The organism is Butyrivibrio sp. AE2005 (assembly GCF_000686965.1).
GTDB lineage: Bacteria > Bacillota > Clostridia > Lachnospirales > Lachnospiraceae > Butyrivibrio > Butyrivibrio hungatei_A.
In genome coordinates, this window is record NZ_JMMD01000001.1 from 177946 (window position 1) to 203757 (window position 25812).

A 25812-nucleotide genomic window follows, 5' to 3' on the forward strand; every position below is an offset into this window, starting at 1 on the left:
AAATACCGCCGAATCTCTTTAAAATAAAAAATGAGATTCGGCGGTTTATTTTCTTTAATCAGTGTTTTGCCATATGGGTCTTTATTGCTTCGAAGGATTCGTCGCTGATGTAGTGCTCGATACGGCACGCATCTTCTGCGGCAATCTTTTCATCTACTCCCAGATCGACAAAAAGCTTTGTAAGGACTGTGTGTCTTTCGTAGATACGCTTTGCAAGTATAGTTCCTGCTTCAGTAAGCTTTACAAAACCATACTCGTCAATTTTGACAAGTCCTTCGTCTTTTAACAGGTGCATGGCACGGCTGACAGATGGTCTTGAATAGCCTAATTCCTCACCTATATCGACTGATCTAACGTTTGTGTGGCTTTTTGAAAGCACATAAATTGTTTCGAGATACATCTCGCCTGATTCCTGTAACGCCATCGCTTTTTCACCTACTTTCTCTGCTTTTAAGAATACTACAAGAGATGCATAAACACAACCAAATGACAGAAAGAAAAAATCAATAATTTGATTTAAGGGTTGACATATGTGTTAGCGAGTGCTAACATTAACATCGTTAGATAACCTAACACGTGACATACATAGTCATAAGAAATCTCCTACCTGAAAAGCCGCATCTTGCCAGTGCGGCTTTTTTCTTTGCTTGAGGACTTTGGGAAGGCCATTTATACGTATGAAAAAAGGATAAAATAACATAAAAATTCAGTGCCCCTATTGACAATAATTCTTAATAAGAATATTCTATGTTAGGAAAGTTAGCAATGACTAATTATGATTAACTATTACTAACCTGTTTTTTAGGAGGCATATATGACACTTAACAATGCAGAGCTTGGCAAAGAGTATATGATCAATGCTGTTAATACAGATGGAGATGATGAGATGGAGAGTTTTTTATTTTCGCTTGGATGCTACAGCGGAGAGAAGATCACTGTTGTGAACAAGAAGCGCAACCTGGTGGTCGCTATAAAGGATGCCAGATACAACATCGATCCTGAGTTAGCTGACGCTATCAATATCTGATACTTTTGGTAGCGGATACCGATCATATATTTTTTGGAGGAACTGTAATGAGAATCGCACTGGCGGGCAACCCCAACAGCGGAAAAACGACCATGTTTAACGCTTTGACAGGAAGAAGCGAGAAAATCGGCAACTGGGCAGGGGTTACTGTTGATAAAAAAGAGAGTGTTATAAAGAAAAACTACTATGATGGTGACAAGGAGCTGATCGCTGTAGATCTTCCCGGCGCTTACTCAATGTCACCATTTACTTCGGAAGAGAGCGTTACAAGTGATTATGTAAAAAACGAGCATCCCGATGCGATCATCAATATTGTTGATTCGACCAATCTGAGCAGAAGTCTTTTCTTTACAACACAGCTCTTGGAACTTGGGATTCCTGTTGTTGTCGCACTTAACAAGAATGATGCCAACGATAAAAAAGGAAATGAAATAGACGAGAGGCTTTTATCGAAAAAGCTCGGTTGTCCTGTGATCAAGACGATAGCAACTTCAGATACAGGCCTTAAGGAAGTTATAAAAACTGCAATGTCATTTGAAGGTAAAGCGCAGGAGATGCCTTACAATCAGGGAGACGTTGACCTTAATGATAAGGCAGCAGTTGAAGCGGCCGACAGAAAGCGTTTTGAATTTGTAAATAATATAGTAGATCAAGTCGAGAGTCGCAGAGATAACCCGAAAGAGCACAATATCACCGATTCGATAGATAATGTCATTACTCATCCGGTAATCGGTATTCTGCTTTTTGCAGTGATTATGTGGTTTGTATTCTATATATCACAGACAACTTTGGGAACATGGCTTGCGGACATTCTTGCCGGATGGATTGATGTTTTCAAGGGATTTGTCGGAGAGGCGATGGCAGATGCAAATCCGCTTCTTTACGCACTTATTGTGGATGGAATAATCGGAGGTGTAGGCGCGGTTGTAGGATTCCTTCCGCTTGTAATGGTAATGTATTTTCTTATCGCACTTCTTGAAGACTGCGGATATATGGCAAGAGCAACGGTTGTTCTTGATCCGATTTTCAAAAAAGTAGGTCTTTCGGGAAAATCCGTTATTCCTATGATAATCGGTACAGGGTGCGGTATTCCCGCTGTTATGGCGTGCCGTACCATCAGAAATGAGAGAGAAAGACGTGCCACGGCCATGCTTGCAACATTCATGCCGTGTGGTGCCAAGCTTCCGGTTATAGCACTTTTTGCAGGAGCTTTTTTCCCCGAATCAAAGTGGGTCAGCTTTATCTGCTATGTCGGAGGCATTGTACTGATACTTTTCGGGGCGCTTATCATCAGGGCAATCACTACTTCGAAGCATAGAAAGAGCTTTTTTATCATAGAGCTTCCTGATTATAAGGTTCCGAGCCTTGTGTTTGCGGTCAAGTCAATGCTTGAGAGAGGTAAGTCATACATCATAAAAGCGGGAACAGTCATACTTGTCTGCAACACTGCGGTTCAGATCATGCAGACCTTCAACTTCAGACTTCAACCCGTGGAAGAGGGTATGGAAAATACCTCAATCCTGGCAGGCATTGCAGGACCTTTTGCATACATACTGGTTCCTGTTGTCGGAATCGTAAGCTGGCAGCTTGCGGCAGCAGCTATTTCAGGTTTTATAGCAAAAGAAAATGTTGTAGGAACCATAGCTACTGTATTTGCGGTTTCAAATCTCATTGATACGGAAGAACTTGAGCTTATAGGAGAAGGAAACGCGGTTGCGGCAGTAATGGGAATAACAAGGGTTGCAGCTCTTGCATTTCTTATGTTTAACCTTTATACACCGCCTTGCTTTGCGGCCCTTGGAGCGATGAATTCCGAGATGAAGTCAAAGAAGTGGTTTTGGGGAGCAATTGCTTTTCAGCTTGCGACGGGATTTACGGTAGGATTCCTTGTTTATCAGATAGGGACGCTTATCACGACCGGGAAGCCAGGAGAAGGATTTGCTTACGGACTTATTGCAACCTTAGTATTTGCAGGTATTATAATATATCTGATAAAGAAGAATAAAAAAGAAATGCCGGTTGAATTCAGAGTAGGATAAGAAGTATCGGCTTTTGCAAATATAGTTTTTTGGAGATATGTATTATGGTAAATATAATTGCTTTTTTGGCACTGGTATTGATATTGGGTTTGGCAATCGGTTACATTTATAAAGAAAAGAAAAAAGGCACACATTGCATAGGATGTCCTTCTGCGGGAAATTGCAGCAAAGCCCGTAACTGCAATCGTAAATGAATATATAAAAGTGCGGTATCTTACATAGCCATAAACAGAAATTGTGTTGAAACATGGGGAGTGTAAACGGTATAATCATTAAGTGATGAATACTGTGAACACTCCCCGTAGTAATAATAAGCGTAAACTTAATAAAAGAGAGAGAGTTATCATGATAGCGACAGTGACTTTCGTTATTGTTACGCTTTTTCTTATCGCTGTAAGTTTCAGCATCAGTCTCAAGGGATTTAAGCGAAAAGATGAAGCGCATGAGTACGACAAGTACTATGTCATGATAACCGATAATTATAAGTCGGATTTCTGGAAATCTGTTTACCGTGGTGCTTTCGCGGCTGCAAAAGAGGACAATATATATGTCGATCTTTTGGGAGAAAATTTTTCAACCAAGTATAAGACGGAAGAACTTATGAAGATTGCGACGGCATCTAAGGTTGACGGGATAATTCTTTATGCAAATGAGTCGGATGAGATGACGCAGCTCATTGATGCGGCAGCTGCTGAAGGAATTCCGGTTGTTACTCTTTACGGAGACAATACCCGTTCAAAGAGGCTTAGCTACGTTGGTATCGGAGGATATGCAATAGGTCGTGAGTATGCTAAGCAGATCAATAATATTATCCGTGAAAAGAAAATTGATAATACGGAAGAATCTGAAAAAAACGAGCAGGATAAAACTATGCAGGTTACTGTGCTCGTTAATTCGGATGCAGGTAATTCCGGTGAAAATATTCAGAATATAATAATCGCGGCAATGCAGGAAGGAATCGCGCAGGAAGAGGCGGACGGCATTGATGTTTCCATTTCTATCAAGACTGTTGATAATGCCAATGATTTTTCTGCGGAAGAATCGATCAGAGACATTTTCCATACGGAGCAAGTGCCGGATGTCATTGTATGCCTTAATGAGCTAAATACCACGTGCGCTTATCAGGCAGTAGTAGATTTTAACGAAGTAGGTAAAGTAAATATCCTGGGATGTTATGCTTCCGAATCGATAATCAATGCCATAGACATAGGTGTTGTTTATGCTACTATTGCCATAGATACGAATCAGCTGGGTGAGCAGTGCATAAAAGCTCTTTCCGATTATTATGAATCAGGTAATACCAGTGAGTATTATGCCGCAGACGTGAGCCTGATCAATAAGAGCAACGTTGCGGAATATATGAAGAAGGAGGAAGAGCAGAATGAATAGATTCCTTGACCGTCCCCTTCAATATAAAATTGTAAGTATCTGTGTTTTTTCAAATGTGATTATTTTTGTCGTAAATATCTTTTTGCTTCTTGGAATCAATAGTATGTCGACGGAAATGGAGATGGTGTATCAGGATAACAGGCACCTTAACAGGCTTTCGGATGCATTAAACGATGTTCAGGATTCCATGACGGAATATCTTAGGTCGAAGACGTCGGATTCGCTTAAGACATATTTTAGCTCGGCAGGTGTTTTTTCCGATCTTACGAAGGAACTTGACGACAGAGTTACAGATCTTTCTTTCGGACGAATGGAAAGAAATATTAAAAATATGTCGCAGAATTATTTAAATGAGGTTTCGCTGACGATAGAAGCAAAGCGTGGAAGAAACGTTGAGAAATACCGCGCGTATTATGAGAGTACGACAGATCTTTATAATTATATAAGTGAGTATATTACGAGTCTTAACCTGGAACTTTTTGTAAGTAATTCGGCGCATTATTCGGAACTTACCGAAATGTTCAGGACGTATGAGTTTGTCAGTTTCATTGTTATCACCATCGTTATGGGCGGAAACATCATCATCATAACGAACCTTGTCAGCACGATCATTCAGCCGCTTAAAAAACTTGCGGATTCTGCCAATGAAGTCGCTGAGGGAAATTTTGATGCGGAGCTTTTGCAGACCACATATAACGACGAGATTGGCATAGTGAGCAACGCATTTAACAAAATGGTCATAAGTATCAAGCAATATATCGAGCGACTTCGTATGAGTATAGAAAAAGAGCGCTATATGCAGGAGAGGGAACTTATGATGGAATCGCATCTTAAGGATGCAAGGCTTAAATATTTGCAGGCGCAGATCAATCCGCATTTTCTTTTTAATACGTTGAATGCGGGCGCACAGTTGGCAATGATGGAGGGTGCGGATAAGACATATGAGTATGTTCAGACAGTAGCCGACTTTTTCAGGTATAATGTAAAGGGAAAGAAAACTGAGGTTACGATCGGAGAGGAAGTTACGCTGGTCGATAACTACATTAGGATCCTCAACGTTAGGTTCTCCGGTGATATCGGTTATGAGAAGCAGGTTGATAAAAGACTTCTCAGCGCTTCGATGCCTAACATGGTATTGCAGCCTATAGTTGAAAATGCTGTAAATCACGGCATCAGGGAAATGGGCGATAAGGGTAAGATTACTCTTAAGGTCTACAGAGAGGATGACAACATCTGCATCAGTATCGGCGATAACGGAAAGGGAATCAGCCGTGAGAACATTGATAAGATACTGAGCGGAAATTGGGAAAGAAAAAAAGATCAGAATGACAATAACGGAATTGGTATGGATAATGTAATTTCAAGACTGAGGCTCTTTACGGAGAATGACAAAGCCGTTGAAATAAAGAGCGAAGGTGAGAACAAGGGGTGCGAAGTAATAATACGTTTGCCGTTTGATGAAAAGGAAGAGTAGTATTATATCGAGGGGGAAAATATGTACAGGATAATGATCGCGGATGATGAGGGTATAGTCATCGATTCCATGAAGTTTATAATTGAAAAAGAATTCGGTAACGAATGCGAAGTGCAGTTTGCCAAGACAGGAAGAAGTGTTATAGAGCTTGCCGAGCGTTTCAGACCGGATATTGCGGTGATGGATATCCATATGCCGGGAATAAACGGAATAGAGGCAATCAAGGAGATTAAGCAATTCTCAGCAAACACAATCTTTATCGTAATGTCTGCATACGACAAATTTGATTATGCAAAAGAGGCGATAAAACTTGGAGTGCTTGAATATATCAACAAACCCATGGACAAGCTGAAAGTTGTAAATGTCCTCAAAAAGGCAATGGAGCTTATTGACGGAGAACGCGAAAAGCGAAGCAATGAGCTTATGATAAAAGAAAAGCTTGAAACCATTGAGCCTATAATTGAGAACGGACTTATATACGATATCCTTCTTCAGGAGCATTTTGAGGAAGACATCGACAGTTACAAGACGATACTTGGAATAGAGCAGGATTACGGCTACATGATGGCTATTGTCTGCGGTGATTCGCAGGAAGGAAACCACATGACGAACGCAATCGGAAGTTCCGTCAAGGTTTCGGGACGTTATCAGGAAATCCGTGAAGGGGTAAAAGACTTTTTTAACTGTAAGATTGGTAACGTAATGGCCAACAAGATCGCTGTACTGATACCGCTTGATTCTTCAAAGATAGAGTACAACGACAGAACGGAGCTTATCGATAAGGCAAGACAGCTCACAAGAATTCTTAAGAAAAAAACCGATATAAGTTTCAGAATAGGAATCGGAGGCGTTAAGCCGCTCAGAGAGCTCGGAGAATCATACAGAGAGGCGCTTAATGCGCTTATTGCGACAACCGGTTCTGTGGCGCATGTAGATGACCTTGCGCTTGGCGATGACCATGAAGAAGATTATCCGGTAGAGCTTGAGAAGCCAATGTTTGATGCGGTTTCCAACGGAGATCTCAATGCGACCATGGTAACGGCGGGAAAGTACGCCGACTGGATGTACAATAGATCAAAGAACGGCGACCTCATGTCCATGAGAATAAAGGTTCTTGAGATGACTCTTTATGCGGAGAGACTTGCATTTAACAGCAGCGGAAAGAAATATATGTACTCAGGCCGTGACGACTATCTGCCTGAACTTATGGGACTTGGCACCGCAGACGGGCTCAGAGAGTGGTTTATGGGGAAGATTACGTCTGCCTGCAGAAACGTTATAGCCAAGAAAGAAGAGAAGTCCAACGATGTCATAAAGACAGCAAGAAAGTATATAGATGATAATTTTGCAAAAGACATATCGCTTGATGACGTATCCAGAAGGGTTAACATCTCGCCGTATTATTTCAGTAAGATATTCAAGGATGAGCTTGGACTTAACTTTATTGAATACCTGACGAGTGTGCGAATAGAAAAGGCAAAAGAGCTTCTTACACAGTCTGATATGTCCATGAAGGAAATCTGCGGAGCGTGCGGATACACGGATCCGAATTATTTTAGCAGGAGTTTCAAGAAGAATGTAGGCGTTACGCCAACCGAATACAAAGAAGGACGGTGACGCATATGAGAAGGTATATGGGGAAAATGCTCGCCGGCGCGCTTGCAGCTCTTTTGCTGATGCTGAGTGTTACGGGGTGTGCTAAAGAGAGCGGCGAAGGCGAGAAAAAGAAAAGTTCCGATTCCGATAAGATTCAGATTGGAATGAGCTTTGATTCTTTCGTAATAGAAAGATGGCAAAGGGACAGGGATGTTTTTGTTTCCATGGCAAAAGATCTTGGCGCCGAAGTTAACGTACAGAACGCGAACGGCGATATTGAAGAACAGAAAAAGCAGATTGACTACTTTATTAAGAACGGAATGGATGCAATAGTTATCGTCTGCATAGATTCAAGTTCGCTTGGCGATTCTGTGAAAAAAGCCAAAGATGCAGGCATAGTTGTTATTGCCTATGACAGGCTTATCTCCGATGCGGGAGTCGATCTCTACATATCTTTTGACAATGAAAAAGTAGGGGCGATGATGGCGCAGACCATGGTAGATAACGGACTTGCGGACGGCAAGGTGATAATGATATGCGGATCTCCTTCGGACAGCAATGTTTCTTTTGTCGAAAAAGGATTCAGATCTGTAATGACCCGGTATAGAAATGAGATTGTTGATACAGTCTATGCGGATGGCTGGCGCGCCGAGAAGGCAAGTGAGTATATATATAAGAACACAGGGCTTGTCAGGGAAAGCGATGCAATAATGTGCGGAAATGATGATATCGCAAGTAATGTGGTAAGGGCTCTTTCAGAGAGAAGACTTGCCGGTGAGCTTATGGTAGCGGGGCAGGATGCCGATCTTGAAGCCTGCCAGAGAATAGTTGAGGGAACTCAGCTTATGACCGTTTACAAGCCAATCGAGAAACTTGCGCAGGCAGCAGCTGTTTGCGCAGTCAAACTTGTTAAGGGAGAAGAAATAACGGAATATGATATCTCAAAGATAAGCGATGGTTCCAAAATGGTACCTTATCTTAAGATAGAACCTACAAGTGTGACCAGGAATAACATTGATGAAGTGATAATAAAAAGCGGATTCCACCTAAAAGAGGATGTTTACTTGAATGTACCGGATGAGATGCCAAATTAGTCAGTAAACATGCGGGTTTGGAACAGTAGCACAAAATTGACACGACCGATTATGCAGTGCAAAATAATGCTAGCATAATCGGTTAATTTTTTGTAACGATAGTAAAAATTTACAGAACATCGTAATTTATTCCTATTAATTTTGTGGTAAATTTTAGAATATAAACAACGCAGAAATATTTCTGCAGGAATCCAAAATAAAAGGGAGGATACATTTATGAAGAAGAAAATCATTAGTGCAGTTCTTTCAGCAGCTATGGTTGCAGCCATGCTTGTAGGTTGCGGATCATCAACACCCGCAGCACCCGAAGGTGGCGCAGAGGCACCTGCTGATGCAACAGCAGCAGAGGGTGGCGAGGCACCTGCAGCAGAGACTCCTGCCGGCGAAGGCGGAAGAGTTGGTGTTTCAATGCCTACTAAGGATCTTCAGAGATGGAACCAGGACGGTGCAAACATGGAGAAACAGCTCCAGGAAGCTGGATACGAAGTTGACCTTCAGTACGCTTCAGATGACGTTCCTACACAGGTTTCTCAGATCGAGAATATGATCAGTTCAGGAGCTAAGGTTCTTGTTATCGCCGCTATCGAAGGTGATTCACTTGGAACAGTTCTTGACCAGGCTAAGCAGGCAGGCGTATCTGTTATCGCTTATGACCGTTTGATCATGAACTCAGACGCAGTTAACTACTATGCTACATTCGATAACTACATGGTAGGAACAAAGCAGGGTGAGTACATCAGAGATCAGCTTGATCTTGAGAACGCAAAGGGACCTTTCAACATCGAGATCTTCACAGGTGACCCCGGTGATAACAACGCTAAGTTCTTCTATCAGGGTGCTTACGATGTAATCGAGCCTTACATCAAGGAAGGCAAGCTTGTTGTTAAGTCAGGACAGGTTGAGTTCGATAAGGTTGCTACACAGGGTTGGAAGACAGAGAATGCTCAGTCAAGAATGGATGCTATCATCGCAGCTAACTATGCAGATGGAACAAAGCTTGATGCAGTTCTTTGCTCAAATGACTCAACAGCACTTGGTGTTACAAACTCACTTGAGGCTAACTACACAGGTGATTGGCCGATCATCACAGGTCAGGATTGCGATAAGCCCAACGTTAAGAACATGATCGCTGGTAAGCAGTCAATGTCTATCTTCAAGGATACACGTGAACTTGCTGCACAGACAGTTAAGATGGTTGACGCTATCATGAAGGGCGGCGAGGCTCCTATCAACAACGAGAAGGATTATAACAACGGAACAGGTGTTATCCCTTCATACCTCTGCGAGCCTGTATTCGCTGACGCTAAGAACTATAAGACACTTCTTATCGATTCAGGATACTACACAGAGGACGATCTTAAATAATTTAAATTAGTAACAAAGCTGAGGCGGGCTTTTGTCCCGCCTCTTTAATAGAAAAAATAACAGAATTAGAAAAAAAGAGATAGAAGGAGGGGTAAACTTGGCGAAGATATTATTGGAAATGAAAAATATCACCAAAACATTCCCCGGTGTGAAAGCCTTGGACAATGTAAATCTTCAGGTTGAAGAGGGCGAGATTCATGCGCTGGTAGGTGAAAACGGCGCCGGTAAATCCACACTGATGAATGTACTCAGTGGCGTGTATCCTTACGGAAGCTATGAAGGTGATATCATTTATGACTCCGAGGTTTGCAATTTTAACGCTATAAAGGATAGTGAACAAAAAGGTATTGTAATTATACATCAGGAACTTGCGCTTATTCCGTATATGACAATTGCTGAGAATATGTTCCTTGGTAATGAAAGAGGATCAAAGTACAAGATTAATTGGACAGAGACGGGTGTACTTGCTCGTAAGTATTTGGATACAGTGGGACTTAAAGATAGTACCCAGACATTGATTAAGGATATTGGTGTTGGTAAGCAGCAGCTTGTTGAGATTGCGAAGGCACTTTCAAAGAATGCAAGACTTCTTATTCTCGATGAGCCGACTTCATCACTTAACGAGAGTGATTCAAAGGCGCTTCTTGATTTGTTACTTAAACTGAAGAAAGAACAGAATCTTACTTCAATTATCATTTCACATAAACTTAATGAGGTATCTTATGTTGCTGATAAGATCACGGTTATCCGTGACGGATCAACAATTGAGACACTTACAAAGGGTGTGGATGATTTCTCGGAAGCACGTATCATCAACGGCATGGTAGGCCGTGAATTATCAGATCGTTTCCCCAAGAGAGTACCTAAGATTGGGGATGTAATGATGGAAGTCAAAGATTGGAATGTTTATCATCCTTTATATAGTGATAGAAAAGTTGTCAATAATGTTAGCATGAACGTCAGAAAGGGAGAAGTTGTAGGTATCTCCGGACTTATGGGTGCCGGCAGAACAGAGCTTGCAATGAGTATCTTTGGAAGAAGTTACGGCGAAAACATTACAGGAACACTTAAGATAAATGGTAAAGAAGTTAAACTTAAGACGGTTCAGGATGCGATCAAGCATAAGCTTGCGTATGTAACTGAGGACCGTAAGGGTAACGGACTTATCTTAACCAATCCTATTAAGATTAACACTACACTTGCAAACCTTGATGCAGTTAGTAAGAATACAGTAATCGACAAAGATAAAGAGTATGAAGTAGCAGTTGATTACAAACAGAAGCTTAAGACAAAATGTCCTTCTGTTGAGCAAAATGTTGGTAACCTTAGTGGTGGTAACCAGCAGAAGGTTCTTCTTGCAAAATGGATGTTCGCTGATCCGGACATACTTATTTTGGATGAACCTACTAGAGGTATTGACGTAGGAGCTAAATACGAGATTTATTGCATTATCAACCAGCTTGTAGATGCAGGAAAATCAGTTATCATGATCTCTTCCGAACTTCCGGAAGTATTGGGAATGTGTGACAGAGTCTACGTAATGAATGAAGGTAGGATGGTTGGTGAACTTGATGGCAAAGAAGCCACTCAGGAAAAAATTATGACTTATATTTTACAGTCATCCGGAAATAAGGAGGTCAAATAATGAATAACGATTCGGTACTCGGATTCATAAAGAAAAATACAATGATACTCGTTCTTATAGCAGTAGTTGCTTTCTTCTCTTTCCAGACAAAGGGAGCAATACTTCTTCCTATGAACGTAAGTAACTTAATTTCACAGAACGCTTATGTGTTCGTTCTTGCAACCGGTATGCTTCTCTGTATCTTAACAGGTGGTAACATCGATCTTTCGGTTGGATCGGTTGTATGTTTCGTTGGTGCAGTTGGTGCAACTCTTATGGTTAATAAGAACGTTCCCATCTGGCTTTCAGTTGTTATCATGTTCGTTGTAGGAATCATGATCGGTGCTTTCCAGGGATTTTGGATCGCGTTTGTTAGAATTCCTCCTTTCATCGTAACACTTGCAGGAATGCTTGCATTCAGAGGACTTTCAAACGTAGTACTTAACGGTCTTACAATTTCAATCAAGGATAAGTCTTCATTCGTTAACCTTTTCGGTGGCGGTGCTGATTGCTATATCCATGATTTCTTCGGAAACGGATCACTTAACCTTACATGTCTCTTTGGTGGACTTGTAGCTGCTACAATCTTCGTTGTTGTACAGGGCTTATCTCGCATCAAGAAAAAGTCAAAGGGTTATGAGATTGAGCCCATCTGGAAATTCCTTGTAAAGACAGTTGGTATTGTTGCAGTTGTTATGGCATTCTGCTACAAGCTTGCTCAGTACAAAGGTATTCCTACAGTTCTTGTTTGGGTTCTCGTAGTTGTACTTATCTATGGCTACATCACAAATAACACAACTGTTGGACGTTACTTCTACGCAGTAGGTGGTAACGAGAAGGCTACAAAGCTTTCAGGTATCAACACAAACAAAGTTTACTTCATCGCTTACGCAAACATGGGATTCCTTGCAGCACTTGCAGGAATGATCACAATCGCTCGTCTTACATCAGCTCAGCCTACATATGGTCAGAACTATGAGATGGATGCTATCGGATCATGTTTCATCGGTGGAGCTTCAGCTTACGGTGGAACAGGTACTGTTCCCGGAGTTATTGTAGGTGCTGTACTTATGGGTGTTATCAACCTTGGTATGTCACTTATGGGTGTAGATGCTAACATGCAGAAGGTAGTAAAAGGTGGCGTTCTTCTTGCAGCCGTTATCTTCGACGTAGTATCAAAGCGTGGTGGAAAGCTTATCGTAAAGAACTGATAGAACTAAGTTTCTTTGATATTGACACAAAAAGCCGTTGGTCGCTTCGACCGGCGGCTTTTTTGCGTGTGGGAGGTTCGAGGGGTATAATTAGTGCTAGAGGATAATATTAATTTTTTTTAGGAGAAATTATGAAGAAGAGAATTGTGGTATGTGTTTTGGTACTTTCGATGGTGATGTCGGGATGCTCTTTTGGCAAAAATGGAGGTAATGTGGCTTCGGATGCAGGTAGTGTCGCTTCTGGCAGTGTTGCGGCGGAGAGTACCGATGAAGGGAAAAATGCGGCGGATGGTGCTGTGAGCGGGAAGGTTTATCTTCTTGGTAATTCTGAAGAGAAGTATTATGATGAGAATCTTGTTCCGGCAATTCCGGATTACAGCATAAAAGAAGACTTTTCCAATGTTGTATATAATGCGCATCAGGAAGGTCGCTTTAGCCTTGAAAATCAAAGCGAGTACAACGATGTGCAGGGCAGAAGGAATGCTCTTATTAAGAATGGCTTTGTAGTTGAGGGGACGGGATCTGATGAGTTTTTTGATGAATATGAGAGCAACAGATACGATCTAAGGCCCAATTTCGTGACCGTTGATTCTCTTATGCATACGTATCATCTCTATTTTTCCTATCTAATGAAGCAGACAGAGAAGAACCATATTACAGGAGAACTCAAAAAGCTTGGTAATCAGATGCTTGAAAGTTCCAAGAAGCAGTATGATGCACTTAAAGGTACTGAGTTCGAAGCTGCGGCGCTTAGGAATGTAGAGTTTTTCTATATTGGAAGTAAGCTCCTTGATGACAGCGTTGCCGCTCCTGTAAATGACAGCTCTTTTGACCAAGTCGTAAACGATGAACTTTCTAAGATAGCAAAAGCGGAATCTATCGCTACATGCGGAATCACAAATAAAGAAGAGGATTATTCCCAGTATAAGCCCAGAGGCTACTATGAGGGCGATGCCGAACTTGAGAAATACTTCAGGGCAATGATGTGGTACGGAAGGATTGCTTTTGCATTTGATAACGAGGATCTTGTGCGCTCGGGACTACTTCAGAGTCTTGCGATAGCGGAAAATGCAGAGTCTTGGGAGCGTATTTACAGTATAACAAGCTTTTTTGCAGGAACATCGGATGATCCGGGATATTACGAATTCTCAAATATAGCAAAAAATTGCTACGGAGAGAATGTTGATGCAAGCGCGGTCGCAGGTAATGCGGATGCGTTCGGTAAATTTGTGAGTGCGATAAAGGAACTTAAACTTCCCGAGATAAACTCGATTCCCGTAAATGAAAAAGAGGAGAACGTGATTCCTTCTTACAGATTTATGGGGCAGAGATTTACGGTTGATGCTGCGATCATGCAAAGGCTCGTATATAGGGCTGTTGAAGAAAACGGCGCGGGACAAAAGCGTATGCTTCCCGATACGCTCGATGCGGCTGCGGCACTTGGTTCCGAGAAAGCCATGGAAATACTGACTTCGCAGGGAGCTACGGAGTTTAAGAATTATTCGGAGAATATGGCGCGCGCAAAAGAGCACTTTAATAACAATGAGCCTTCAATATGGAATGTCAGTCTGTATTCCGGCTGGCTCAATACTTTGAGGCCTCTTTTTGAGAAGAAGGGAACGGGATATCCCAAGTACATGCAGAATGATGAGTGGGTAAAAAAGAACCTTGAGACATTCGCGGGTTCTTTTGCTGAGCTCAAACATGATACGATTCTTTATGCAAAGCAGATAGGTGCCGAGATGGGCGGCGGAGATGAGGATACGCCTGATGACAGAGGGTTTGTGGACACGCAGCCTGTTGTGTTTAGCAGATTCAAGTTCCTTTCAGAGAAGACCAAGGAAGGGCTCGACAGATACGGAGTTCTTGATGCAAAAGAAAAAGAGAACCTCGATAAGCTTTCGGAGCTCGCAGGAACTCTTTTGACAATATCCGAAAAAGAACTTAAGAATGAAAAACTGTCGGATGATGATTATGAGTTTATTCGTTGCTACGGAGGAAACCTTGAGCATTTCTGGAGAGAAGTAAATGCCGAAGTTGAGAATCTTACCGATAGCTATCAGGCTCCTTGCCCTGTGATTGCGGATATTGCGACAGATCCAAACGGAAGCGTTCTTGAAGTCGGAACCGGCAAAGCAAATACGATCTACGTGGTGTTCCCGATAGACGGAGAGCTTCACATCGGAAGCGGAAGTGTGTACTCGTTCTATCAGTTCGAGCAGCCTTTAAGTAACAGGCTTACGGACAGCCAGTGGAGAGACATGATCAACGGCGGCCATATGGACGATGACTGGAACTGGGTTGAGAATACGGATAAGCCTGTTCAGCCCGAGTGGACAAAGAGCTACAGATTGGAAGATAAATGAAATTGATTGCAGATAAAATCAAGGCTAAAAAAGTTTTCATGAGGCTACTGCTATTCTTAGGAATAGCGGTAGCTGTTTGCGTTATTTTTGTTTTTGCGAGAAATAATTATATTCCGGCGTGGATTGGCTGGAATGATAAAGAGATAGCTGTATATGATGGTGGGGCTTCAATAAAGCTTGGAAAAAAGAAACTTGAAGTCATCAATTCAGGCGGAGAGACAACCTTTGTCAGCAAAAAAGATTTCAAGGTTCAGGACGTTCTCGTAACCGATATAGACAGAGACGGCGACAATGAGATGATAGTTCTTTTGTGGAAGCATGGAAAATATGGCATGCACAAGCCGTTCTGGGTTGAGAAGGATGAAAAGAACTATTCCCAGCACGTGTTTATCTATGATGTCGATAGGGATGGCAAAGTCACCGAGAAATGGTGCGCGTCGGACATGGGTTCGGTTGCCGGCCGAATCAAGCTGATGGAGAAAAATAACTCGATCTTCATGATGGAAGACAAAGATAAAAACTGCACCCTATGGATGTGGGAAGGTTGGGGAGTTAAGACCATCGACAACAAAGTCAGAGTTGTTGCATTTGGCGATAACCTGATCCATGAGCCAATCTATGAATATGCAAGAAACAAGGAAAAGGGAGAATTTGACTTTTTGTATGAACCTTTTCTTGATGAGATACAATCTGCGGACATAGCCGCGCTTAATGCAGAGACAGTACTCGTCGACAAGGACAGTATGGTCGGAGGATATCCGAGTTTCGGTTCGCCTGTCAAAGTCGGAGAGGCAATCAGAAGAGCCGGCTTTGACGTTGTGTCCTGCGCCAACAATCACGCCCTCGACAGAGGAATCCAGGGAATCGATACTACAGTGGACTTTTATAAAGACGCCGAGATTACCTGTGTTGGAATACAGAGTAGCGGTGATGCCGAATATAAGCCATATGAGCTTATCAGCCGTAACGGTATGCGTATAGCACTTTTTTCCTATACCTACGGAACCAATGTCGGGGATATATCCGAGGATTATCCTAACGTGGTGCATTACCTGCCAAGAAAAGTTATGCAAGAGATAGGGAAAAATGAGACTGCTCCAGATGAAATGAAGGATCCGGCAGCAAACGAACAAGAGAGTAAATTGATAAGCGATATTCATAGTGCTCGACAGGAGGCAGACTTTATCATAGCCTTCGTGCATTGGGGCGAAGAGTACAACAAAGAAGTGACTTCGGAGCAGAAGCATATTGCAGATCTCTTTGCGCAAGGCTGCGCCGATGTAGTGATAGGCACACATCCCCACGTTGTTCAGAAAACCGAGACATTGGACAGACCCGATGGTGGCAAAATGATTGTTTATTACTCACTCGGAAACTTCCGTGCCGATCAGGCACAGAGCGAAGAAACCAAACGCGGCGCTGAAGCTGTATTCACAATCGCTCACACATATGACGGCGTTTCGCTCATTGACTATGATACTAAGGAGATTGATGCATACTGGAAGTGAGAATATGCCAAAATTCTGTAGATGCTATCTTCGATATTTATGGTAGAATTAATACGATATAGAAATTGAAAGAAGGATTAATATCTATGAAATTTTCTGAAATTCCATACAAACGTTTTGATATGGACGAAGTAAAAAAAGAATATGAGAGCCTTATCGAGAGCAGTAAGAACGCTGCAAGCGGTGAGGAACAGTTTGAGATTCATAAGAAGTACTATGAACTCAGCAGCGATATAGTTTCGACTATAAGAATCGGAAACTTCAGACATGACATCAATACAGCGGATGAATTCTATGCTGCAGAGAAAAAATATATAGATGAGCAACTTCCTGTTATTGAACAGCTTGAGAATGAGTATAAGAAAGTTCTTTTTAATTCTCCGTACAGAGCTTATCTTGAAGAGAAGATCGGCAAAGTTGCATTTAAGAATATCGAACTTTCTATAAAGTCGATAAGCGATGAGATACTGCCTCTTATGCAGGAGGAGAATGCTCTTGTCAGCAGGTATGACAATATCATCGCGGCTGCAAAGATTCCTTTTAACGGAGAGATTTATAACATTTCTCTTTTGAGAAAGTTTCTTACAGACAACGACAGAGAAGTCAGGAAGAAAGCTTGGAAGGCTTATTCCGATTACTTCCTTACCGTTACGGATGAGCTTGACGAGATCTATGATAAGCTCGTAAAAAACAGAACGGCGCAGGCAAAGGCACTTGGCTACGAGTCTTTTGTTGAGCTTGGTTATAACAGAATGATCAGAAATTCTTACAGAAGAGAAGAAGTTGAGAATTTCAGAAAGCAGATAAAAGAGTCTTTTGTTCCTCTTGTATCGAAGATACATGAAGAGAGAAGAAAGCAGCTTGGCGTAGATAAGCTTAAATACTACGATCATGAAGTTTATATCAAGGGCGGCAATCCTTGCCCGATCGGAACTCCGGAAGAGATAATGAAAGCCGGACAGGAGATGTACAGAGAGCTTTCGCCTGAGACGGCAGAGTTCATCGACTTTATGATCGAGAACGAGTTTTTTGACGTGCTTGGAAGAAAGAACAAGAAGCAGGGCGGATACATGGAGTATTTGCCAAAGTACAAGGCTCCGATCATATTTGCCAATTTTAACGGCACCAGCGGAGATGTAGATGTTATCACACACGAGTGCGGACATGCTTTTCAGGGCTATGTGACAAGGAATGAAGAAATCCTTGAGAACCTTGATATAACTATGGAGACAGCTGAGATTCATTCAATGGCCATGGAGTATTTTACATACGGATGGATGAAGAAGTTCTTCGGAGATAAGGAAAAAGATTATCTCAAGATGCATATTGCGGATTCAATCTGTTTCGTTCCTTACGGCTGCATGGTTGATGAGTTCCAACATATCGTATACGACAACCCCGATATGACTCCGAAGCAGAGAAAAGAAGTATGGATGGAGCTTGAAAAGACCTACAGACCCGAGATGGATTATGAAGATGATCCGTTCCTTGGACAGGGCGGATTCTGGCAGAAACAGCTTCACATATTCGGACTTCCTTTCTATTACATCGATTATGTGCTTGCAAGCGTAGTTGCAATGCAGTTTAAGGTATGGATGGACAAGGACTTTGATGATGCGTGGAAGCATTATCTTGAGTTGTGTAAATTATCGGCAAAGGATTTTTATGAAAATGAACTCGCACAGGTTGGACTGATGAGCCCCTTCAAGGACGGAACAATAAGTAAACTTGCAAGCGAAATGGAAAGAGAGGCTCTTAAGTAATGACAGTTGAGAAAGTAAGCGTAGAAGATGCGGCTGAGCTGCTTAAGATTTATGCACCTTACGTTGAAAAGACAGCGATTTCTTTTGAATATGAAGTACCTTCACTTGAGGAGTTTGAGGGAAGGATAAAAAACATTTCTTCAAAATTTCCGTATATCAAAGTAGTTGAGAACGGAGAAATTCTCGGATACGCTTATGCGACAAGCTTTAAGGGCAGACGCGCGTATGACTGGTCGGTAGAGACAACCGTTTATGTCAGAGAGGATGTGAAAAGAAAAGGAGTAGGAAAGCTTCTTTACAGCACACTTGAAAACTCTTTGAAAGATATGGGCGTTTTGAATCTGAATGCTTGCATAGCGTATATTTCCGGTGATAAAAAAGATGACAATCTTACAAACGACAGCTATCACTTTCACCAAAAGTTGGGGTACAACCTTGTCGGAACATTCCATGATTCCGGCTACAAATTCGGAAAGTGGTACGACATGATCTGGATGGAGAAGATGTTGGGAGATCACACAAGAAATCCCGGTGAAGTGAAATTCGGAAATTGGGACATAAAGAATGCATGAAAATATGATGTTTGTTGATACGCTTGAGGTGCCGGAACTTGAAATTTACAACGTTCTGTCGGAGAACAGGCTGTATCACATAAATGAGCCGGATGAAGGTCTTTTTATCGCGGAGAGTGCGATCGTCATAGGACGCGCGCTTGATGCTGGATATGAGCCGTTTTCCCTCCTGGTTGCAGAGGAAGAACTTGATAGGGAAGCAAAAGACATAATAACAAGATTAAATGATTTTCCCCTTTCAAAGATATATGTTGCCAAGGAAGAAGTCCTCAAGCAGATCACGGGATATAACATTACAAGAGGCATTCTTTGCGCGATGAAGAGAAAAAAGTTAAAGAGCGCGCAAGAGATCTGCAAGGATGCGAAGCGCATCGCGGTTCTTGAAAATGTTTCAAATCCAACCAATGTCGGCGCGATAATGAGGAATGCGGCGGCACTTAACATGGATGCGGTTCTTTTTACAAAAGGAAGCAGCGATCCGCTATATAGGAGGGCTATAAGAGTCAGCATGGGAACTGTTTTTCAGATTCCGTGGACATTTCTTTCGCAGGGAAAAGAGCTTGAGGAAATTGCCGGAATGGGATTTAAGACTGTTGCGCTGGCACTTAACGATAATACGCTTGATATCGATGACAAGAGACTTGCTGAGGAAGAAAAACTTGCGATATTTCTTGGCTCTGAAGGCTACGGCCTGAAACCTGAGACTATCAGATCTTCGGACTATTGCGTTAAGATTCCGATGGCACACGGAGTGGATTCTCTTAATGTCGCGGCGTGCAGTGCCGTTACTTTTTGGGAGCTACAAAAGAATAAATAACGGAGGATGCAATATGGATTACAACAAGAGATATGATGAATGGATGTCACATCTTTCAGAGGAAGATCCACTTAAGGAAGAACTTTATAAGATAAAAGACAATGAAAAAGAAAAGGAAGAAAGATTTTATCAGGATCTTTCTTTCGGAACAGCAGGACTACGTGGAAAAGTCGGTGCCGGAACGAATATGATGAACTTCCTTACCGTTGGAAAAGCCTCGCAGGGAATTGCCGATTATATAATAAAGTGTGGAAAAGAAGCTATGGATAAGGGCGTAGTTATCGCGCACGATCCGAGACATTTTTCAAAAGAGTTTTCACATCTTGCTGCGGGAATCTTTGCGGCAAACGGAATAAAAGTATATACATTCCCCGATCTCAGACCTACACCTGAGCTTGCTTTTATGATCAGAAGACTTAAAACAGTTTCGGGAATCAATATTACAGCGTCTCACAATCCGAGAGAATACAACGGATATAAGGCATACTGGGACGATGGATGCCAGGTTTCAGCAGAGGTCGCTGACGGAATGACTGAGATGATCTCCAAGGTTGACATCTGGACCGGAATCAAGAAGTCTGATTTTAACGAGGGCGTTGCAAGCGGAAAGATTGTTGTTCTCGGAGATGAGTACGACAGAGAGTACCTTGATAAGATTGAAGGAATGGCAATTCATGAACATGATGAGCTGGATCTTTCGATTCCTCTTGTTTACACACCTTTAAACGGCTGCGGTTCCATACCGTTCAGACAGATGCTTAATGACAGAGGATTTACCAATTGGAAGATTGTTCCCGAGCAGGAACATCCGGATCCTGATTTTACAACCGTGGGATATCCGAATCCGGAAGATCCAAAGGCGTTCAAGTTAAGTGAACAATATGGACGCGAGTTTGGTGCCGAGCTTCTTATGGCGACAGATCCTGATGCGGACAGATTCGCTATTGAGATAAGAGATGACAACGGCAATTATGTGCCTCTTAACGGCAATCAGACGGGATATCTTCTCGTTAATTACATCCTTGAGGGACACAAGACCGCGGGCACACTTCCCAAGAAGGGCGCTATGGTAAAGAGCATCGTTACTTCAACTCTTTCAACCGTAATGGCCAAGGCATACGGCGTTGAAATGTTTGAGACTCTCACAGGATTTAAGAATATTTGCGGAAAGATTCCGTATCTGCACGAAAACGGATATACTTATCTTTTTGGATATGAGGAGTCCGTAGGATATGCGGCATGTGAGGATATCAGGGATAAAGACGGTATCTCTGCCGGAATGCTCGTTGCGGAGGCTGCGGCATATTATAGAAAACAGGGCAAGACACTCTTTGATGTATTGCAGGAAATATATGCAAAATACGGATTCTTTGCAGAGGATGAACCCAATATTATACTCGAGGGAATTCCCGGAGCGCAGAGAATACAGCGCATGATGAAGTGGTTTAGAGAGAACATCCCCACAGAAGTTGCGGGATCGAAGGTTAGCAAAGTTATAGATTATCTCGGGGGATATGAGGATATTCCACCGCAGAATGCGATCAGGCTGTTTCTTGAGAACGGTTCGTGGTTTGCGATAAGACCAAGCGGAACGGAGCCTAAGATAAAGTTCTATTTCTATTCAAACACAGACTCGAGAGAGAAGGCACTCAATGTCAACAAAGCCATAAAAGAAGAGGTTTTTGCGCTTATTAACTCAGTAAAATAAGTTATGAAAAATTGATATATTTTTAATGTATAATTGTTTACTCGTGTGCTATCATAAGTAAATAGAAAGCTGTGAGGTGCATTGGATGGAGAAAAAATATAACAATTCACTTAGATACAGAGTTATTTGGGTATGTCTTGTTTTTATTGTTATTCTTTGCGTGGCACTTGGCACGATAAGCTTCATGATATTTAGAAATACCATGCTTGATGAGTATAGGACAAGGCTTACTTATGTTGTTGATTATACATTGAAAAATATAGATATTGAGGACCTTGAAGAACGTATTAAGACAAAAGAGTATTCTGATACGTTTAATAATCTTGTGAATCTTATGGGTAGGGTAAGAGAGAGCTACGATCTTGATTTTATCCTGCTTACGGTTCCTTGCAAGATTGATGACAGATATGACTGTATGCAGCTTGCATCCGGGCTTACCGAGCGTGAAAAGAGCGGCGAAGATCTTAAAGAAGATATTCCGGTTCCGTATCTCGGAGATATGATCGGATCTTTTCTCGGAGAAGAGCTTTGTGAGATTTCATATAATGTTATGAAGAATAACACGGGAATCAATTATACTACCGCTAAGACTGAGTACGGCGAAGATTTTAGCGCAAGTGCTTCGATAAGAAATGCATCCGGTGAAGGAATTGCTCTTTTTAGCTGCGGATTCAGCACAATGGATATCTCGAATAACCTTAGAAAATACATCATAACCATGGCGGTGTGCGGTGTTGTTCTTGCCGTTATCTTTATCTTCGGAATGATATTCTGGCTTAATGAAAGAGTAATCGTACCTCTTCAGAAGATTGAACGCACAACGCGCGATTTTGCAGAAAACAGCCATTCACAGAAAAGTCCCGAACTACTTCTTATGGAGAATCCCGACATACACACGGGAGATGAGCTTGAATCGCTTGCCGACACAGTTTTTTCCATGTCCCAGGATATGAGGGAATATGCGGAGGATCTTATGAGGTCTTCCAATAAGATCCAGAACATGTCGCTTGAGATGACCAAGGTTAATGAGTTCGCACTTAGAGACGCTCTTACCGGTGTAAAAAATAAAGCGGCATATGATAAAGTAGAAGTAAGACTTAACTCCGATATCATCACTCAGACTGCACAGTTTGGTATGCTGATGATAGATATAAACTATCTGAAAAAGATAAATGACACCTTCGGACACGAAGCAGGCGATCTTTATATCAAGAATATGTGCACACTTATATGCGATACCTTCGAAAATTCGCCTGTATTCAGGGTGGGCGGAGATGAGTTCGTTGTGCTTCTTGAGAATAAAGATTTCAACCACAAAGACGAGCTTATTGATTCGCTTAAGAGTCACATGGAAGAGCTTCAGAACAATAAGAGCCTGCAACCGTGGGAGAGACTGTCGGCTGCCATCGGACTTGCTATATTTGATGAATCTATGGATGACGATGCGGACAGTGTACTTAAGAGAGCTGACAGACTGATGTATCAGAATAAAAAAGATATGAAGGCTGTTAGAACATAAAAACACAAAAGAAAGGCATAAGTTACACAGGATATGAAAATTGTTGTTGCAGATGTAGACAGTGTCGGATCTGACATGGACTACAGTATTTATGATGAACTCGGAGAAGTGTCCTACTACGGGGACAAGATTACCGATGAGAATGCAAAGGAGAGACTTGAGGGAGCGGAGATACTGCTTATCAATAAGAGTGCTATAACCGAAAAGGTTTTAAATGATGCTCCCAATCTTAAACTTATATGTGAGTTTGCGACAGGCTTTGACAATGCGAATATTGAAGCATGTAAAAGACATGGCGTAAAAGTGGCAAACGTAGTCAATTATTCAACAGCTTCAGTTGCCCAGCATACCTTCGCATTACTGTTTTATCTTATGGAAAACTCACGCCATTATGATGAATTTGTAAAAAGCGGCGGATATGCAAAACAGCCGCATTTTTGCTGCCTTGATATTCCATTTGAGGAACTTGATGGCAAAGTATACGGAATTGTAGGAATGGGAAATATCGGAAGAAAAGTTGCACGGATCGCAACTGCTTTCGGGGCAAAAGTAATTTTCTATTCCGCTTCCGGAAACAGCACATGCACGGAATACGAGAGAGTATCGTTTGATGAGTTATTATCACGTTCGGATGTGATTTCTCTCCACTGTCCTTTGAGTGACAAGACAAGAGAACTCTTCAATAAAGACGCTTTCGCAAAGATGAAGAAAAACGCAATCCTCATCAACGTTGCAAGAGGCGCTGTTGTGAACGAAGCTGACCTCTGCGAAGCACTTGAGAACGGCGAAATAAAGGCAGCAGGCCTCGACGTGCTTAACCCCGAACCCATGGCCAAAGACTCACCGCTCCTCAAGATTCATGATAGCGGAAAGCTTTTTATCACTCCACATATGGCCTGGGGTAGCACAGAATCCAGACGCAGATGTTTGGAAGAGGTAAAGAAGAACATCCAAGCCTTCATGGCCGGAGCACCTCGCAATATCGTGAATTAATATTGTGCGCTGAGATTATGCAAAGGGAAGCATGTACAATATTTTGCGCTTTTTTGTGCCACGGAGATGAAACCAATAAAAAAAGGGTGCCTCTGCACCCATTTTTTATGTCCTGGTTTCATCGCAGTGTCCGGCACAATTTGCGCAAAAATTGTACATATTGCCGCCGTTACCGCAGTATCGACCTTTCTATCGTCCCCTTATCACATAAGTTCAACCGGCTCCCCGGAGAAATCGGCTTTCCCGTCGTTGTACAGAGTGCGCACGAAATCGATGGCTCTTTGGCCGGACTTCTCGATAGGAATGTTCTGGTCGTAGACATATTCAAGTCTGTCACCGCTTGTAAGAGTGAAATTTATCTGCGTTCCTACAATTTTGCCTTCTCCTATATCCATGGGTTTTACTTCTACTGCACATACATCTTTGATTACACCTTCTCCAAAAAGTACTAACATCTAAAAATCCCTCCTTATTGCGGCTGCGTTGCCATTTGCTATAATCTATATTTTACCACTATACTAACGAAAATACGATATTCTTTGATTATTTATCCAAATATGCTATACTTAAGGTTGTGTTTACATAAAAATTTGTTATAGGGTACGGAGATAGACATTTATGCGTTTAGGGAAAAAATTAGTATCTGCGATCGTTGTTCTGACAATGAGTACAACTGTTCTTACAGGCTGTACATCTTCTAAGAAGGCGATTACAGAAACCGCAGAACAGTTTTTGGAGATAGTACAGAGTGGTTCAACTGAAAATATTGAAGCGTATGCAAGTGCGGGAGTTTTGGAAGGTGAGTTTGTTCGTACCTTTGACTCTACTTTTCTTACAGATAATCTTAAGTCGGGTATTGAATCGGATAAGCTTGATGAAGCAACAGCTCAAAGGCTTGATAATCTCTGTGCCAGCCTTTCGAATATGATAACAGGTTATGAGATTAAGTCTGCTACCGTTAAAAAGGGTGTAGGTACTGTAATTGCTTCGGTAGATACAGGATTTCCGCTTAATGTAATCGGCAGTGAGGATGCTTCGGCAAGAATCGGTGTTAAAGTTGATGCTTATAAGGAAGCAAATCCCGATAAGATCGATAATTCTGATCCTGAAATTGCCAAGCAGGCATATAATGATTTGATCAATCTTGTTTTGGAAACATATGAAGATGTAATATCTGAGAGCTCAGAAGAAACCTATATCTTTGTATTCACAATTACAAAAGACCCTGATTCACATGATTGGTCCATTACTGAAATTCAGGATTACGACAGTGCAGCAAACGGCAAGGTAATAGCTGAGACAAACACAGAGGTTGATACATCGGAAGTTGAAGAGCAGCCGGCAGATGAAGAAGCACCTGCTGAGGACGAGAACGCAGAGAACGCGGAAGAAGCTCAGCCGGAAGAAACAAACACAGAAGCGGAGGGGGATGCTCAGAATACTGATGTAGAAGAAGTAGATCTTTCAATTGACTGATTAAGTGATATAAATAAAAGTCCTATGCTTAGTGAGCATAGGACTTTTATTCTTTTATAGAATCATCCATTATAATTCTCCATTTTTAATGGCGAATCATCTCTTTCCGAGACAACCCTGATTTTTCAGTTCTATGAGCAGATCAAAAACATCCCCTAACGGTAAGCCGGTAATATGAGCTACTTTCTCGGGATCCGGATAAAACTCGTCTTCACAATCCTTTCTGATGCAGTCCAGAACTTCATTTCTTAAGTCTAATGTAGCTGTCATA

Annotated in this window: 22 protein-coding genes; 19 read left to right on the plus strand and 3 right to left on the minus strand. The window is 41.9% G+C overall.

Features of this window, described 5'->3' with window-relative positions:
• Positions 1–58: 58 nt before the first annotated feature.
• Positions 59–424, minus strand: a complete 366-nt coding sequence (locus DL92_RS0100835; RefSeq protein WP_026512717.1) for a metal-dependent transcriptional regulator — start codon at positions 422–424, stop codon at positions 59–61.
• A 390-nt stretch (positions 425–814) separates the two neighbouring features.
• On the opposite strand from DL92_RS0100835, the gene DL92_RS0100840 reads away from it, so the two are divergent.
• The 18 genes from DL92_RS0100840 (at position 815) to DL92_RS0100925 (ending at position 24065) form a co-directional block, all read left to right on the plus strand.
• A complete protein-coding gene (locus tag DL92_RS0100840; RefSeq protein ID WP_026655145.1) occupies positions 815–1027 on the plus strand; it encodes a FeoA family protein in 213 nt (70 codons plus the stop codon).
• Between the two features lie 47 nt (positions 1028–1074).
• A complete protein-coding gene (gene feoB / locus DL92_RS0100845) occupies positions 1075–3066 on the plus strand; it encodes a ferrous iron transporter B (RefSeq protein ID WP_026666635.1) in 1992 nt (663 codons plus the stop codon).
• Between the two features lie 44 nt (positions 3067–3110).
• A complete protein-coding gene (locus DL92_RS20915; protein WP_155833747.1) occupies positions 3111–3260 on the plus strand; it encodes a FeoB-associated Cys-rich membrane protein in 150 nt (49 codons plus the stop codon).
• A gap of 151 nt (positions 3261–3411) precedes the next feature.
• The gene (locus DL92_RS0100855; protein WP_026666636.1) at positions 3412–4455 is read left to right on the plus strand and encodes a substrate-binding domain-containing protein; all 1044 of its coding nucleotides are present in this window, start codon (positions 3412–3414) and stop codon (positions 4453–4455) included.
• Positions 4448–5929 (plus strand): sensor histidine kinase, encoded by a 1482-nt coding sequence (locus DL92_RS17825; RefSeq protein WP_034462002.1) that lies wholly within the window; start codon positions 4448–4450, stop codon positions 5927–5929. Before DL92_RS0100855 ends, DL92_RS17825 begins: the two co-directional genes overlap by 8 nt.
• 21 nt (positions 5930–5950) lie before the next feature.
• On the plus strand, positions 5951–7546 hold the full coding sequence (locus tag DL92_RS0100865; RefSeq protein ID WP_026666637.1) for a helix-turn-helix domain-containing protein: 1596 nt from the start codon (positions 5951–5953) through the stop codon (positions 7544–7546).
• Positions 7547–7551: 5 nt separating this feature from the next.
• Entirely contained in the window at positions 7552–8619 is a 1068-nt protein-coding gene (locus DL92_RS0100870) for a sugar ABC transporter substrate-binding protein (protein ID WP_026655142.1), read from the plus strand.
• A 216-nt stretch (positions 8620–8835) separates the two neighbouring features.
• Positions 8836–9984 (plus strand): multiple monosaccharide ABC transporter substrate-binding protein, encoded by a 1149-nt coding sequence (chvE, locus tag DL92_RS0100875; RefSeq protein ID WP_026655140.1) that lies wholly within the window; start codon positions 8836–8838, stop codon positions 9982–9984.
• 97 nt (positions 9985–10081) lie between these two features.
• Positions 10082–11629 carry a multiple monosaccharide ABC transporter ATP-binding protein gene (gene mmsA / locus DL92_RS0100880; RefSeq protein WP_026655139.1) on the plus strand — a complete coding sequence of 516 codons (1548 nt, stop codon included), beginning with the start codon at positions 10082–10084 and terminating at the stop codon, positions 11627–11629.
• Positions 11629–12819, plus strand: a complete 1191-nt coding sequence (gene mmsB, locus DL92_RS0100885; RefSeq protein WP_026655138.1) for a multiple monosaccharide ABC transporter permease — start codon at positions 11629–11631, stop codon at positions 12817–12819. Before mmsA ends, mmsB begins: the two co-directional genes overlap by 1 nt.
• A gap of 131 nt (positions 12820–12950) precedes the next feature.
• The gene (locus tag DL92_RS17830) at positions 12951–15185 is read left to right on the plus strand and encodes a DUF3160 domain-containing protein (RefSeq protein WP_051625193.1); all 2235 of its coding nucleotides are present in this window, start codon (positions 12951–12953) and stop codon (positions 15183–15185) included.
• Entirely contained in the window at positions 15182–16693 is a 1512-nt protein-coding gene (locus DL92_RS0100895; protein ID WP_026666638.1) for a CapA family protein, read from the plus strand. Before DL92_RS17830 ends, DL92_RS0100895 begins: the two co-directional genes overlap by 4 nt.
• 86 nt (positions 16694–16779) lie before the next feature.
• Positions 16780–18456 (plus strand): M3 family oligoendopeptidase, encoded by a 1677-nt coding sequence (locus DL92_RS0100900; protein ID WP_026655137.1) that lies wholly within the window; start codon positions 16780–16782, stop codon positions 18454–18456.
• Complete coding sequence (locus tag DL92_RS0100905; protein WP_026666639.1) at positions 18456–19028, plus strand: GNAT family N-acetyltransferase; 573 nt, start codon at positions 18456–18458, stop codon at positions 19026–19028. The genes DL92_RS0100900 and DL92_RS0100905 overlap by 1 nt, the downstream gene beginning before the upstream one ends.
• Positions 19021–19845 (plus strand): TrmH family RNA methyltransferase, encoded by an 825-nt coding sequence (locus DL92_RS0100910; RefSeq protein WP_026655135.1) that lies wholly within the window; start codon positions 19021–19023, stop codon positions 19843–19845. Before DL92_RS0100905 ends, DL92_RS0100910 begins: the two co-directional genes overlap by 8 nt.
• A gap of 13 nt (positions 19846–19858) precedes the next feature.
• The gene (locus tag DL92_RS0100915) at positions 19859–21553 is read left to right on the plus strand and encodes a phospho-sugar mutase (protein WP_026666640.1); all 1695 of its coding nucleotides are present in this window, start codon (positions 19859–19861) and stop codon (positions 21551–21553) included.
• Positions 21554–21638: 85 nt separating this feature from the next.
• Positions 21639–23072, plus strand: a complete 1434-nt coding sequence (locus DL92_RS0100920) for a GGDEF domain-containing protein (RefSeq protein ID WP_026666641.1) — start codon at positions 21639–21641, stop codon at positions 23070–23072.
• 33 nt (positions 23073–23105) lie between these two features.
• The gene (locus tag DL92_RS0100925; RefSeq protein WP_026666642.1) at positions 23106–24065 is read left to right on the plus strand and encodes a D-2-hydroxyacid dehydrogenase; all 960 of its coding nucleotides are present in this window, start codon (positions 23106–23108) and stop codon (positions 24063–24065) included.
• 203 nt (positions 24066–24268) lie between these two features.
• Here DL92_RS0100925 and DL92_RS0100930 read toward each other — a convergent pair whose 3' ends face one another.
• Positions 24269–24520, minus strand: a complete 252-nt coding sequence (locus tag DL92_RS0100930) for a hypothetical protein (RefSeq protein ID WP_026666643.1) — start codon at positions 24518–24520, stop codon at positions 24269–24271.
• 163 nt (positions 24521–24683) lie between these two features.
• On the opposite strand from DL92_RS0100930, the gene DL92_RS0100935 reads away from it, so the two are divergent.
• Positions 24684–25541 (plus strand): hypothetical protein, encoded by an 858-nt coding sequence (locus tag DL92_RS0100935; protein WP_026666644.1) that lies wholly within the window; start codon positions 24684–24686, stop codon positions 25539–25541.
• 96 nt (positions 25542–25637) lie between these two features.
• Here the strand turns inward: DL92_RS0100935 and DL92_RS20920 are convergent, their stop codons facing one another.
• Entirely contained in the window at positions 25638–25811 is a 174-nt protein-coding gene (locus tag DL92_RS20920) for a hypothetical protein (protein WP_155833748.1), read from the minus strand.
• Position 25812: the final 1 nt, after the last annotated feature.

Bases quoted from the DNA above. Each gene is read 5' to 3' on its own strand.
- DL92_RS20920 (WP_155833748.1), bottom strand. From the start codon at position 25,811: ATGACAGCTACATTAGACTTAAGAAATGAAGTTCTGGACTGCATCAGA.
- DL92_RS17825 (WP_034462002.1), top strand. From the start codon at position 4,448: ATGAATAGATTCCTTGACCGTCCCCTTCAATATAAAATTGTAAGTATC.
- feoB (WP_026666635.1), top strand. From the start codon at position 1,075: ATGAGAATCGCACTGGCGGGCAACCCCAACAGCGGAAAAACGACCATG.
- DL92_RS0100895 (WP_026666638.1), top strand. From the start codon at position 15,182: ATGAAATTGATTGCAGATAAAATCAAGGCTAAAAAAGTTTTCATGAGG.
- DL92_RS0100900 (WP_026655137.1), top strand. From the start codon at position 16,780: ATGAAATTTTCTGAAATTCCATACAAACGTTTTGATATGGACGAAGTA.
- DL92_RS0100915 (WP_026666640.1), top strand. From the start codon at position 19,859: ATGGATTACAACAAGAGATATGATGAATGGATGTCACATCTTTCAGAG.
- DL92_RS0100920 (WP_026666641.1), top strand. From the start codon at position 21,639: ATGGAGAAAAAATATAACAATTCACTTAGATACAGAGTTATTTGGGTA.
- DL92_RS0100855 (WP_026666636.1), top strand. From the start codon at position 3,412: ATGATAGCGACAGTGACTTTCGTTATTGTTACGCTTTTTCTTATCGCT.
- DL92_RS0100935 (WP_026666644.1), top strand. From the start codon at position 24,684: ATGCGTTTAGGGAAAAAATTAGTATCTGCGATCGTTGTTCTGACAATG.
- DL92_RS0100930 (WP_026666643.1), bottom strand. From the start codon at position 24,520: ATGTTAGTACTTTTTGGAGAAGGTGTAATCAAAGATGTATGTGCAGTA.
- DL92_RS0100905 (WP_026666639.1), top strand. From the start codon at position 18,456: ATGACAGTTGAGAAAGTAAGCGTAGAAGATGCGGCTGAGCTGCTTAAG.
- DL92_RS0100910 (WP_026655135.1), top strand. From the start codon at position 19,021: ATGCATGAAAATATGATGTTTGTTGATACGCTTGAGGTGCCGGAACTT.
- DL92_RS20915 (WP_155833747.1), top strand. From the start codon at position 3,111: ATGGTAAATATAATTGCTTTTTTGGCACTGGTATTGATATTGGGTTTG.
- DL92_RS0100870 (WP_026655142.1), top strand. From the start codon at position 7,552: ATGAGAAGGTATATGGGGAAAATGCTCGCCGGCGCGCTTGCAGCTCTT.
- DL92_RS0100865 (WP_026666637.1), top strand. From the start codon at position 5,951: ATGTACAGGATAATGATCGCGGATGATGAGGGTATAGTCATCGATTCC.
- DL92_RS0100925 (WP_026666642.1), top strand. From the start codon at position 23,106: ATGAAAATTGTTGTTGCAGATGTAGACAGTGTCGGATCTGACATGGAC.
- mmsB (WP_026655138.1), top strand. From the start codon at position 11,629: ATGAATAACGATTCGGTACTCGGATTCATAAAGAAAAATACAATGATA.
- chvE (WP_026655140.1), top strand. From the start codon at position 8,836: ATGAAGAAGAAAATCATTAGTGCAGTTCTTTCAGCAGCTATGGTTGCA.
- DL92_RS0100835 (WP_026512717.1), bottom strand. From the start codon at position 424: ATGGCGTTACAGGAATCAGGCGAGATGTATCTCGAAACAATTTATGTG.
- DL92_RS0100840 (WP_026655145.1), top strand. From the start codon at position 815: ATGACACTTAACAATGCAGAGCTTGGCAAAGAGTATATGATCAATGCT.
- DL92_RS17830 (WP_051625193.1), top strand. From the start codon at position 12,951: ATGAAGAAGAGAATTGTGGTATGTGTTTTGGTACTTTCGATGGTGATG.